Raw genomic sequence first — 12,719 nt, 5'->3', positions numbered from 1 at the left:
GTAACCTTTGGTAGCCCCTGAGACTCGTCAGCCGCCGCGCGCCAGCACCGACTTCAGCGCCGCGCCGGTGTGGCTGCCCGGCCAGGCCACCAGCGCCTCCGGCGGGCAGGCCGCCACCACGCCGCCGCCGCGCGCGCCGCCCTCGGGGCCGAGGTCGACGATCCAGTCGGCTTCGGCGATCACGTCGAGGTCGTGTTCGATCACCACCACGCTGTGGCCGCCGTCCACCAGGCGGTGCAGCACGCGGATCAGCTTCTCCACGTCGGCCATGTGCAGGCCCACGGTCGGCTCGTCGAGCACGTACAGCGTGTGCGGTGCCTTGTTGCCGCGGCGCGTGACGTCGTCACGCACCTTGGTCAGCTCGGTGACGAGCTTGATGCGCTGCGCCTCGCCGCCCGAGAGCGTGGGGCTCGGCTGGCCCAGCGTCAGGTAGCCCAGGCCCACGTCCTTCAGCAGTTGCAGCGGGTGGCTGATCGCGGGCATAGCCGCGAAGAAGTCGACCGCCTCGTCGACCTCCATCGTCAGCACCTCGCCGATGTTGCGGCCGCGCCAGGTGACGGCCAGCGTCTCGGGGTTGAAGCGCCGGCCGTGGCAGACGTCGCACGGCACCTTCACGTCGGGCAGGAAGCTCATCTCGATGGTGCGCATGCCCTGGCCTTCGCACGCGGCGCAGCGGCCCTCGCCGGTGTTGAACGAGAAGCGCGCCGGCGCGTAGCCGCGCGCCTTGGCCTCCAATGTGTCGGCGAAGAGCCTGCGGATCACGTCCCAGAAGCCGATGTAGGTGGCCGGGCAGGAGCGCGGCGTCTTGCCGATCGGCGTCTGGTCGACTTCGAGCACGCGGTCGATCTGCTGCCAGCCGTCGATGCCGGCGCAGCCCTGCCAGTTCGGCCTGGCGCCGCGCACGTTGATGAACTGCAGGTTGGCCAGCAGCACGTCGCGCGCCAGCGTGCTCTTGCCCGAGCCGCTGACGCCGCTGACCGCGACCAGGCGCTTCAGCGGCACCGCCACGTCGAGCGACTTCAGGTTGTGCAGCGAGGCGCCGCGCACGACGAGCCGCGGCGCATCGGCCGCCACCGCGCGGCGCGTATTGAGCGGGTGGCGCATCGGCCGGGCCAGGAAGCGCCCGGTCACAGAGTCGGCGTGCGCGGCCAGCGCCGCCGTGCCGCCTTCGGCCACCAGCCGGCCGCCGCGCTTGCCGGCGCCGGGGCCGATGTCGATGATGTGGTCGGCGCGGCGGATGGTGTCCTCGTCGTGCTCCACCACCACCAGCGTGTTGCCCTTGTCGCCGAGCTTGTGCAGCGCGTCGAGCAGGATGCGGTTGTCGCGCGGATGCAGGCCGATGGTCGGCTCGTCGAGCACGTAGCACACGCCCTGCAGGTTGCTGCCGAGCTGCGCCGCGAGGCGGATGCGCTGCGCCTCGCCGCCGGACAGCGTGGGCGCGGCGCGGTCCAGCGTCAGGTAGCCGAGGCCGACTTCCTCGAGGAATTCGAGGCGGCTCTCGATCTCGGTGACCACGTCGCGCGCGATGTCGGCGTCGCGGCCGGCGAGCCGCAGCGACGCGATCCAGGCGCGGCAGTCGCTCACGCTCCCCTTTGCGATCGCGGTGATCGACTTGCCGTCGAAGGTCACGCCGCGCGAGGCCGGGTTCAGCCGCGTGCCGCCGCAGTCGGGGCAGGGCGTGTCGAGCACGCCTTCGACCTCGGGCTCCTCGGAGGGGAAGCTCTGCTCGCGGCCCTTGTCGTCGTCGTCGCGCCGCGAGTCGTCGTAGGCCTTGCGCTGCTCGCGCGTCAGCGCCAGGCCGGTGCCCACGCAGGTGGTGCACCAGCCGTGCTTGCTGTTGTAGCTGAACATGCGCGGGTCCAGCTCGGGGTAGCTGGTGCCGCACACCGGGCAGGCGCGCTTGGTGGAGAACACCTTCACCGCGCCGATGCGCGCGGTGGGCAGGCCGGCCAGCAGCGCGCCCTTCAGGCCGTCCAGCGGCGCCAGCAGGTGCATCACGCCCTTGCCGGCGTCCAGCGCCCTGGCGAGCAGCGCGCGCAGCTCGGCTTCCTTGTCGGGCGAGACGACCAGGTCGCCCACCGGCAGCTCCAGCGTGTGCTCCTTGAAGCGGTCCAGCCGCGGCCAGGGGTCCACCGGCAGGAATTCGCCGTCGACGCGCAGGTGCGAGTGGCCACGCGCCTTGGCCCACTTCGCGAGGTCGGTGTAGACGCCCTTGCGGTTGACCACCAGCGGCGCCATCAGGCCGACGTGCTGGCCCCTGAATCCTCCTCGATCCTTGTCGCGCAGGATCTGCGCCGCGATGCTCTCGGCGCTCTGCGGCCGCACCGGCGCGCCGTCTTTCACGCAGTGCTGCAGGCCCAGCTTCACGTACAGCAGGCGCAGGAAGTGCCACACCTCGGTGGTGGTGGCCACCGTGCTCTTGCGCCCGCCGCGCGACAGGCGCTGCTCGATGGCCACCGTGGGCGGGATGCCGTACACCGCGTCCACCTCGGGCCGCCCGGCCGGCTGCACGATGCTGCGCGCGTAGGCGTTCAGCGATTCGAGGTAGCGGCGCTGCCCTTCGTTGAACAGGATGTCGAAGGCCAGCGTGCTCTTGCCCGAGCCCGACACGCCGGTGATCACGCTGAACTTGCCGCGCGGGATCGCCACGTCGAGCGACTTCAGGTTGTGCTCGCGGGCGTTGACGATGCGGATCAGTTCGTCCCCGACACCGTTCGCCCTGAGCTTGTCGAAGGGCTTCGACGGAGCCTGTCCTGAGCTTGTCGAAGGGCTCAGCCCGAACGGAAGAGCCTCCTCCACCACCGGCACGCCGATGCCGATGGCGCGCTCGTAGTCGGCCAGCGCGCGGCCGGTGTGCGATGTCGGGTGGCGCTTCACGTCCTCCGGCGTGCCGGTGCAGACGACCACGCCGCCGGCGTCGCCGCCTTCGGGGCCGAGGTCGATCAGCCAGTCGCTGGCGCGGATCACGTCGAGGTTGTGCTCGATGACGACGATGGAATGCCCCGCGTCGAGCAGCTTGCGGAAGGCGCGCATCAGCTTGGCGATGTCGTCGAAGTGCAGGCCGGTGGTGGGCTCGTCGAAGAGGTAGAGCGTGCCCTTCTTCGCCAGCGCCTGCGCCGGCGCGCCCTGCGCTTCGGCGAGGAAGCCGGCGAGCTTCAGGCGCTGCGCCTCGCCGCCGGACAGCGTGGGCACCGGCTGCCCGAGCTTCACGTATTCCAGCCCCACGTCGACGATGGGCTGCAGCACGCGCAGCACCTCGCGGTCGTCGCGGAACAGTTGCACCGCCTCGCTCACCGTGAGTTCGAGCACGTCGGCGATCGACAGCTCGCGCATCGCCCCGCCCGGCGCGCGGCGGTCGATCTTCACGTCGAGGATCTCGGCGCGGTAGCGGCGGCCGTCGCAGTCCTGGCAGCGCAGGTAGACGTCGCTGAGGAACTGCATCTCCACGTGCTCGAAGCCCGAGCCGCCGCAGGTGGGGCAGCGCCCGTCGCCGGCGTTGAAGCTGAACATGCCGGGGCCGTAGCCGCGCTGCTGCGCCAGCGGCGCCTGCGCGAACAGCTTGCGGATCTCGTCGAAGGCGCCGACGTAGCTGGCCGGGTTGGAGCGCGCCGTCTTGCCGATCGGCGACTGGTCGACGAACACCGCGTCGGCCAGCCGTTCGGCGCCGAGCAGGCGGTCGTGCGCGCCGGGCGATTCGGTCGCCTTGCCGAAGTGGCGCTGCAGCGCGGGGAACAACACGTCCTGCATCAGCGTGCTCTTGCCCGAGCCCGACACGCCGGTGACACAGACGAGATGTTGCAACGGAAACTCGACCGTGAGGTTCTTCAGGTTGTGCTCGCGCGCGCCCTCGAGGATCAGCTTGGGCGTGGCCGGCGACATCAGCCGCTTGATGCCCATGCCCACGTGCCTGCGCCCGCCGAGGTAGGCGCCGGTCAGCGTGTCGGCGCGGCGTATCGCCTCGGGCGTGCCGTCGAACACGATGCTGCCGCCGCGCTCGCCGGGGCCGGGGCCCATGTCGATCAGGCGGTCGGCCGCCAGCATCACCGCCGGGTCGTGCTCGACCACCACCAGCGTGTTGCCGGCGTCGCGCAGGCGCTGCATCGCCTCGACGATGCGGTTCATGTCGCGCGGGTGCAGGCCGATGCTCGGCTCGTCGAGCACGAACATGGTGTTGACCAGCGAGGTGCCCAGCGCGGTGGTCAGGTTGATGCGCTGCACCTCGCCGCCGCTGAGCGTGCGGCTCTGGCGGTCCAGCGTCAGGTAGCCGATGCCGACGTCGCACAGGTACTTCAGCCGCGTGCGGATCTCGTCGAGCAGCAGCTTGAGCGCCTCGTCGAGCATCGAGCTGGGCAGCGTGATGCGCTCGAAGAAGCGGCGCAGGCGCGCTATCGGGATCAGCATCAGGTCGTGCACCGTCAGGCCCGGCAGCGCTTCGAGCTGCGCGCGCGTCCACTGCACGCCCACCGGCATGAAGCGCTTCGCGGGGGCCAGCACCGCGTCGGCGTCGTCCTTCGCGCCCAGGCGCCACAGCAGCGCCTCGGTCTTCAGCCGCGCGCCGCCGCACACCGTGCAGGGCGTGTAGCTGCGGTACTTGGACAAGAGCACGCGGATGTGCATCTTGTAGGCCTTCGATTCGAGGTACTCGAAGAAGCGCCGCACGCCGTACCACTGCTTGTTCCAGTTGCCCTTCCAGTTCGGCGAGCCGTTGATCACCCAGTCGCGCTGCGCGTCGGTGAGCGCCGACCAGGGCGTGTCGCGCGGGATGCCGGCCTCGCCGCCGTACTTGAGCAGGTCGTCCTGGCATTCCTTCCAGGCCGGCGTCTGCATCGGCTTGATCGCGCCGGCGCGCAGCGTCTTGCGGTGGTCGGGGATCACCAGGCCGTAGTCCACGCCGATCACGCGGCCGAAGCCGCGGCAGGTGTCGCAGGCGCCGTAGGCCGAGTTGAAGCTGAACAGCGCGGGCTGCGGGTCGGCGTAGCGCAGGTCGCTGTCGGGGCAGTGCAGTCCTGTCGAGAAGCGCCAGAGTGCCACGCGCGGCGCTTCGACAGGCCTGTCCCGAGCTTCGTCGAAGGGCTCAGCGCGAACGGCTTCCTCCGTTCGGCCTGAGCTCGTCGAAGGCCCCGCCCCATCCTCCAGCGCATAGACGTTGACGCGCCCGCCGCCGCGCTTGAGCGCGGTTTCGATGGCTTCGACGGCGCGCACCTTCTCCGTGCCCTGGATGCGGAAGCGGTCCGCCACCACGTCGAGCAGCGTGCGCGGCCCGGTGGGCGAGGCGACCTCGCGCTGCGCCTGCACGCGCGTGAAGCCGCTGGCCGCCAGCCATTGCTCGATGTCGGATTCGCTGGTGCCGGCCGGCAGCTCGACCGGGAACGTGACGACGAGGCGCGGATCGGCCGCCGCCGTGCGCGCCATCAGCTCGGCGTAGATCGTCTCCGGCGAATCGTGGCGCACACGCTGCGCGGTCTGCCGGTCGAACAGCTCGGCGGCGCGCGCGAACAACAGCTTCAGGTGGTCGTTCAGCTCGGTCATCGTGCCGACCGTGCTGCGGCTGGAGCGCACCGGGTTGGTCTGGTCGATCGCGATGGCCGGCGGCACGCCGTCGACACGATCGACCGCCGGGCGGTCCATGCGGTCGAGGAACTGGCGCGCATAGGCGCTGAAGGTCTCGACGTAGCGGCGCTGGCCCTCGGCGTACAGCGTGTCGAACACCAGGCTCGACTTGCCCGACCCGCTGGGGCCCGTGACCACCGTCATCTCGCCGGTGCGGATGTCGAGGTCGAGGTTCTTCAGGTTGTGCTGGCGGGCGCCGCGGATACGGATAAACCCGCGGCTGTCGTCGTTGCTGTCCATGCGCCTCCAGGGGGAAGGCGAAAGATTCTAGAGACCGCTGCCATCACCCCACGCTCCGGGGGTTGTGACAGATCAACCCGGCACCAGACACTTCCCGTAACAACAACCGACACGGGGCCTGCGACAGGGAAGCGGCGCCTCGCAGCCCCATGCCGACGACGCCCCGCCTGCGCCTCGCCTCGCTGACCTTTGCCGCCTTGCTGGCGGCCTGCGGCGGAGGCGGCGACGACACCCCGTCGAGCAGCGACGCCCAGGCCGTCGAAGGCCGCAAGACGAGCGCCGCCTTCACACCCACCACGCCGATCCCGAGCGACGCGCACCAGCGCGGCATGTGGGGCCCGGTGAAGTCGTGGCCGCTGATCCCGGTGCACGCGGTGCTGATGCCCGACGGCCGCGTGATGAGCTACGGCACCGACGGCAGCGGCCGCCAGACCGGCTTCTTCCTCTACGACGTGTGGGATCCGACGGTCGGCCCGGACGGCAGCCATCTCACGCTGCCCAACGGCACCGGCACCGACATCTTCTGCGGCTCGCAGCTCGTGCTGCCCGGCGGCGACGCGGTGTTCCTCGCCGGCGGCGACAACTGGACCGGCAGCGGCACCACCAACACCGGCAACAACAACTCCAACCTGTTCAAGCTGGCCGACAACAGCCTGACGCGCGGCACCAACATGAACCGCGCGCGCTGGTACTCCAGCTCGACCATGCTGCTCAACGGCGAGGCCTACATCCAGGGCGGCACCGGCGGCACCGACCGGCCCGAGGTGCGCCAGGCCGACGGCACGTTCCGCCTGCTCAGCGGCGCCAACACCGGCGGGTACGACTACATGTACCCGCGCAACTTCATCGCGCCGGACGGCCGCGTGTTCGGCTACGACAGCGCCGGCCGCATGTACTACGTCGACCCGAACGGCACCGGCTCGGTGACCTCGGCGGGCCAGTTCCCCTCCAGCTACGCCGGCAGCGATTCGAGCACGGCGATGTTCCGCCCCGGCCGCATCCTGCAGTTCGGCGGCAACTCCAACGGCGCGATCGTCATCGACATCCGCGGCGGCGCGCCGGTGGTGACGCCCACCGCGGCCATGTCCTCGCAGCGCCGCCTCGTCACCGCGGCGGTGCTGCCCGACGGCAAGGTGCTCGCCACCGGCGGCAGCCGCACCTGGAACGTGCTCGACCAGGTCAACAACAGCGCCGAGATCTGGAACCCCGACACCGGCACCTGGACCGTCGGCCCGAGCGGCGTGCAGGCGCGGCTGTACCACTCGATGTCCCTGCTGCTGCCCGACGGCACGGTGATGGTCGGCGGCGGCGGCGCGCCGGGGCCGCAGAACAACCTGAACTACGAGCTGTACTTCCCGCCCTACCTGTTCGCCCCCGGCGGGCAGCTCGCGGCGCGCCCGGTGATCGACGCCGCGCCGACGGTGATGGACATCGGCCGCACCTACACGGTGGACGTGTCGGGCGCCGGCCCGGCCGCGCGCGTGGTGCTGATCAAGCACGGCTCGGTGACGCACAGCTGGAACATGGAGCAGCGCTACGTCGAGCTGACCTTCGCGGCCAGCGGCAACCGCCTCGCGGTGCAGGCGCCGACGCACGCCGCCGACGCGCCGCCCGGCTTCTACATGATGTTCGTGCTCGACGCGAACGGCGTGCCCTCGGTGGCCAAGACGGTGCGCATCAACGTCGCCGAGCAGCCCAACCCCGAGATCGTGCCGGTCGTCGGCGCGATCGCCGACCGCAACGGCACCGTCGGCACCACGGTGCTGCTGCAGGTGGTGGCCAGCGACCCGAACGGCGACGTGCTGCGCTACACCGCCACCGGCCTGCCCCCGGGCCTGGCCATCGACCCGCAGACCGGGCTGATCAGCGGCACGCCCAGCGCGGCCGGCAGCTACTACGTGGTCGTCGCGGCCAGCGACGGCGTGAACTCCTCGAGCACGGCCTTCACCTGGACCATCGGCGGCAGCGCGGTGCCGCTGACCGTGTCCTTCGGCTCCACGCCGAGCGCGGCGGTGAGCGGCAGCAGCGCGAACTTCACCGCCAGCGCCACCGGCAACAACCTGCGCTACAAGTGGAACTTCGGCGACGGCTCGGCCGAGACGGACTGGAGCAGTTCGCCGACCGCCTCGCACGACTACACGCAGCCGGGCCTGTACACCGTCACGGTGACGGTCACCGACGACAGCGGCCTGGAAGTGCGCAGTTCGACGCTGCAGGCGATCTACCTGCCGCCCACGGCCGGCACGCCGGTCGGTTCGACGCCCATCGCCTTCGAGGCACGCAGCGGCGCCAACCCGCGGCTGTGGGTGCTCAACCCCGACAACGACTCGGTCAGCGTGTTCGACGCGGCCACCCGCGCGCGCCTGGCCGAGATCCCGGTCGGCGCCGGGCCGCGCACGCTCGCGCTGACGGGCAACGGCACGGTGTGGGTCACCAACAAGTTCGGCGCCTCGATCAGCGTGATCGACGCCGCCTCGCTGGCCGTCAGCCGCACGATCGCGCTGCCGCGCGGCTCGCAGCCCTTCGGCGTGGTGGCCTCGGCCGGCGGCAATGCCTTCGTGGTGCTGGAAGCCGGCGGCACGCTGCTGAAGTTCAACACCGCCAGCTACGCGCAGACCGGCAGCCTGGCCATCGGCATGAACGCGCGCCACGTCGCGCTCAGCGCCGACGGCGCGAACGCCTACGTGTCGCGCTTCATCAGCGCGCCGGTGGCGGGTGAATCCACCGCCACGCCCGGCGCCGGCGGCGGCGAAGTGCTGCAGGTGGCCACCGCCGCGATGACGCTGGCGCGCCGCATCACGCTGGCGCAGAGCACGCGCCCCGACGCCGAGAACCAGGGCCGCGGCCTGCCCAACTACCTGGGCGCGGCGGCGATCTCGCCCGACGGCGTGACGGCCTGGGTGCCGAGCAAGCTCGACAACATCAGCCGCGGCATCGGCCGCGACGGCCTGCCGCTGAACTTCCAGAACACCGTGCGCTCGGTCAGCTCGCGCATCGTGCTGGCCAGCGGCAGCGAAGACCTGGACGGCCGCCTCGACCACGACAACGCCAGCATGGCCAGCGCCGCGGTCTTCGACGCCCGCGGCCTGTACCTGTTCGTCGCGCTCGAGACCAGCCGCGAGGTGGCGGTGATCGACGCGCACGGCCGGCGCGAGATGTTCCGCTTCGACACCGGCCTCGCGCCGCAGGGGCTGGCGCTGTCGGCCGACGGGCTGACGCTGTACGTGCACAACTTCATGGACCGCAGCGTCGGCGTGCACGACCTGCGCCCGCTGATGCAGCAGGGCCTGCTGGCCGCCAACCCGGTGGCGACGCTGGCGACCATCACCACCGAGAAGCTCACGCCCACGGTGCTGCGCGGCAAGCAGCTCTTCTACGACGCACGCGACCCGCGCCTGGCGCGCGACCGCTACATGAGCTGCGCGAGCTGCCACAACGACGGCGGCGAGGACGGCCGCGTGTGGGATCTCACCGGCTTCGGCGAAGGCCTGCGCAACACCATCAGCCTGCGCGGCCGCGGCGGCATGGGCCAGGGCTTCCTGCACTGGAGCAACAACTTCGACGAGGTGCAGGACTTCGAGGGCCAGATCCGCGCGCTGGCCGGCGGCACCGGCCTGATGTCCGAGAGCGACTTCGCCGCCGGCACGCGCAGCCAGCCGCTGGGCGACCGCAAGGCCGGCGTGTCGGCCGACCTCGACGCGCTGGCCGCCTACCTCGGCTCGCTGACGAGCTTCGCGCCCGCCCCGGCGCGGCCCGGCGCGACGACGCTGTCGGCCGCCGCCGCCGAAGGCAAGGCGATCTTCGCGGCGCGCAACTGCGCGAGCTGCCACTCCGGCGCGGCCTTCAGCGGCAGCGGCGCGAACACGCTGGTGAACATCGGCACGCTCAAGCCGACCAGCGGCCGGCGCCTCGACGCGGCGCTGACCGGCCTGGACGTGCCGACGCTGCGCGACGCGTGGGCCACCGCGCCCTACCTGCACGACGGCTCGGCGGCGACGCTGGAAGCGGCCGTGCGCGCGCACGACGGCGTGACCATCACCGATGCCGACCTCGCCAAGCTGACCGCCTACCTGCGCGAGATCGGCGGCGACGAACCGGCCGCCGTGCCGGCGGCCGGCACCGGCGCCGGGCTGAGGGCGGAGTACTTCAACAACATCACCGTCACCGGCACGCCGGCGCTGACGCGCACCGAGGCGATCGACTTCAACTGGGGCAACGGCGCGCCGGGCACCGGCGTGGGGGCCGACAACTTCTCGGTGCGCTGGAGCGGCAAGCTGATCGTGCCCGCCAACGGCACCTACCGCTTCCAGACCGAGTCGGACGACGGCGTGCGCGTGACGGTCAACGGCGTGCGGCTGGTCGACAACTGGACCGACCACTCGCCCACCGTCAACACCAGCGCCGGCATCAACCTGACGGCCGGCACGCAGGTCGACATCGTCGCGGAGTACTACGAGCGCGGCGGCGGCGCGGTAATGCGGCTGCGCTGGCTGACGCCGGGCGACACCGCCTTCGTCGCGGTGCCGGCCAAACAGTTGCTGGCGCCGGCCGTGGTCACCGGCAGCGGCCTTGCGGGGAGCTACTTCAACAACATCACGCTGTCGGGCAGCCCGGTGCTGTCGCGCGTCCAGGCGGTCGACTTCGACTGGGGCACGGGCTCGCCGGGCACCGGCGTGGGCGCGAACAACTTCTCGGCGCGCTGGAGCGGCACGCTGCTCGCGCCCGCCAGCGGCAGCTACCGCTTCCGGACCGTGTCCGACGACGGCGTGCGTGTGTGGGTGAACGGCACGCAGTTGATCAACAACTGGAGCGACCACTCCGCCACGACCAACACCAGCGCCGCGATCAGCCTGGTGGCCGGCCAGCGCTACACGGTCCGCGTGGAATACTACGAGAAGGGCGGCAGCGCGGTGATGCGGCTGCGCTGGCAGCGCCCGGGCAACAGCAGCTACGTGGCGATTCCAGCCGCCAGCCTGTTCCCGAACTGAAACCGGGCCAAGCTGCGGCGGGGCGTGCACTGGATCACGCCCCGCCGTTCCGTGGCGCTTCCGCGCCGGCGCGCAAGTGGTCACACTCGCGTCTGGCGCGTTGGGGCGCCGTACACGGAGAAGCAGATGAATCGATCCCTGCGCGCGCTGGCCGGGGCCCTGGGGCTGTGGTGTCTTTGCGCATCCGCCGGTGCGCAGATCCTCATCGGCCAGACCGCCGGCTTCAGCGGCGCGGTGGGCCCCGGTGTCAAGGAGACCGCCGACGGCGCCAAGCTCTACATCGACGCCGTCAATGCGCAAGGCGGCGTGAACGGGCAGAAGATCGAGATCATCCAGCTCGACGACAAGTTCGACCCCAAGCTCGCGGCCGCGAACGCGAAGACCCTGATCACCGAAAAGAACGTCGCCGCGCTGTTCCTGTCGCGCGGCACGCCGCACACGCAGGCCATCGTGCCGCTGCTCGAGCAGTACAAGGTGCCGCTGATCGGGCCGTCCACCGGCGCGATGGCGCTGCACAAGCCCGTCAACCCCTGGGTGTTCAACGTGCGCGCCACCTACCAGCGCGAGGCCGAGCGCGCGGTGCAGCACCTGAGCCTGATCGGCATCGAGCGCATCGGCGTGATCCACGTCGACGACAGCTTCGGCGCCGACATGCTCGAAGGCACGAAGAAGGGCTTCGCCGCGGTGGCCAAGAACCCGGTGTTCGTCGAGAAGTACGACCGCGCCAAGTGGGACTACACCAAGATCGCGCCGCTGGTGGCCAGCTCCGACGTGCAGGCGGTGCTGTTCATCGGCTCGGGCACCGCGGTGGTCGACGGCATCGACGCGATCCGCAAGGCGGGCTCGCGCGCGCAGGTCGTCACCTTCTCGAACAACGCCTCGGGCGGCTTCGTCAAGGCGCTCAAGGAGAACGCGCGCGGCGTGATCGTCACGCAGGTGTTCCCCTACGAACGCTCGCTGGCCGCGCAGATCGTCAAGGAGGCACACGACCACGCCGTCGCCAAGGGCCTGGAAGGCGTGTCGCCGGCGATGCTGGAAGGCTACGCCGCCGCCAAGGTGCTGGTGGCCGGCCTCAAGCGCGCCGGCCCGAACCCGTCGCGTCAGCGCATCCGCGACGCGCTCGAATCGATGAACAAGGTCGACATCGGCGGACTCGAGATCAGCTTCGGCCCGAACGACCACACCGGCCTGGAGTTCGTCGACCTGTCCATCATCGGGCGGGACGGGAAGTTCAGGCGCTGAGGGCGGCGGCAACAGGCAGGCTCAGGCGCCCGCCGCCTCCCTCGCGCGCACCGCTCGCGCGATGTCCTTCCGCGACGCCAGCGTCTTCAGGTCGTAGTGCGCCTGCAGCATCAGCCACGAGGCGGCGTCGCCGCCGAAGTACGCGGCCAGGCGGGCCGCCGTGTCGGCCGTGATGCTGCGGCGCTCCTTGACGATCTCGTGCATGCGCGTGGCCGGCACGTCCAGCGCGGCCGCCAGCGCGTTGACGCTGAGGCCCAGCGGAACGAGGAAATCCTCGCGCAGCACCTCGCCCGGGTGCACGGGCCGCATGCGATCGACGGGGTTCACCATCTCCTTCTCCTTCAGTGGTAGTCGACGATCTCGACCTGCGACGGCCCGGCGGCCGTCCACACGAAACACACGCGCCACTGGTCGTTGACGCGGATGCTGTGCTGCCCCTTGCGATCCCCCTTCAGCGCCTCGAGGCCGTTGCCCGGCGGCGACCGGAGGAAGTCGAGCATCTGCGCCGCGTGAAGCTGCGCCAGCTTTCGCTCGGCGATGCGTGCGAACGACTTGAAGCGCCGAACCGCCCCGCCCTCGAACAGCGCCTGCGTGTCCTTGCACTTGAACGAGACGATCACGGTGCGAGTCTATTACGCC

Annotated in this window: 5 protein-coding genes; 2 read left to right on the top strand and 3 right to left on the bottom strand. The window is 71.1% G+C overall.

The features are described from left to right. Nucleotides 1-27 precede the first annotated feature (27 nt). On the bottom strand, nucleotides 28-5,850 hold the full coding sequence (uvrA, locus tag QM792_RS04415; RefSeq protein WP_415147996.1) for an excinuclease ABC subunit UvrA: 5,823 nt from the start codon (nucleotides 5,848-5,850) through the stop codon (nucleotides 28-30). A 149-nt stretch (nucleotides 5,851-5,999) separates the two neighbouring features. Here uvrA and QM792_RS04410 point away from each other — a divergent pair, with 149 nt between their 5' ends. Continuing rightward, on the top strand, nucleotides 6,000-10,838 hold the full coding sequence (locus QM792_RS04410; protein WP_415147995.1) for a PA14 domain-containing protein: 4,839 nt from the start codon (nucleotides 6,000-6,002) through the stop codon (nucleotides 10,836-10,838). Between the two features lie 126 nt (nucleotides 10,839-10,964). Further along, nucleotides 10,965-12,080, top strand: coding sequence for an ABC transporter substrate-binding protein (locus QM792_RS04405; protein ID WP_415147993.1), 1,116 nt, complete (start codon nucleotides 10,965-10,967; stop codon nucleotides 12,078-12,080). A 21-nt stretch (nucleotides 12,081-12,101) separates the two neighbouring features. On the opposite strand, the gene QM792_RS04400 is transcribed toward QM792_RS04405, so the two are convergent. Both QM792_RS04400 and QM792_RS04395 read right to left on the bottom strand, forming a co-directional pair. Next, nucleotides 12,102-12,410 (bottom strand): HigA family addiction module antitoxin, encoded by a 309-nt coding sequence (locus QM792_RS04400; RefSeq protein ID WP_415147992.1) that lies wholly within the window; start codon nucleotides 12,408-12,410, stop codon nucleotides 12,102-12,104. A gap of 11 nt (nucleotides 12,411-12,421) precedes the next feature. Then, nucleotides 12,422-12,700 carry a type II toxin-antitoxin system RelE/ParE family toxin gene (locus QM792_RS04395; RefSeq protein ID WP_415147991.1) on the bottom strand — a complete coding sequence of 93 codons (279 nt, stop codon included), beginning with the start codon at nucleotides 12,698-12,700 and terminating at the stop codon, nucleotides 12,422-12,424. Between the last annotated feature and the right edge of the window lie 19 nt (nucleotides 12,701-12,719).

Source organism: Piscinibacter sp. (assembly GCF_047600445.1).
Lineage (GTDB): Bacteria > Pseudomonadota > Gammaproteobacteria > Burkholderiales > Burkholderiaceae_C > Piscinibacter.
This window is presented reverse-complemented; position numbering and strand designations above follow the sequence as displayed.

Excerpts from the sequence above, each read along its gene's own strand:
- uvrA (WP_415147996.1), bottom strand. The coding sequence starts at position 5,850 with ATGGACAGCAACGACGACAGCCGCGGGTTTATCCGTATCCGCGGCGCC.
- QM792_RS04410 (WP_415147995.1), top strand. The coding sequence starts at position 6,000 with ATGCCGACGACGCCCCGCCTGCGCCTCGCCTCGCTGACCTTTGCCGCC.
- QM792_RS04405 (WP_415147993.1), top strand. The coding sequence starts at position 10,965 with ATGAATCGATCCCTGCGCGCGCTGGCCGGGGCCCTGGGGCTGTGGTGT.
- QM792_RS04400 (WP_415147992.1), bottom strand. The coding sequence starts at position 12,410 with ATGGTGAACCCCGTCGATCGCATGCGGCCCGTGCACCCGGGCGAGGTG.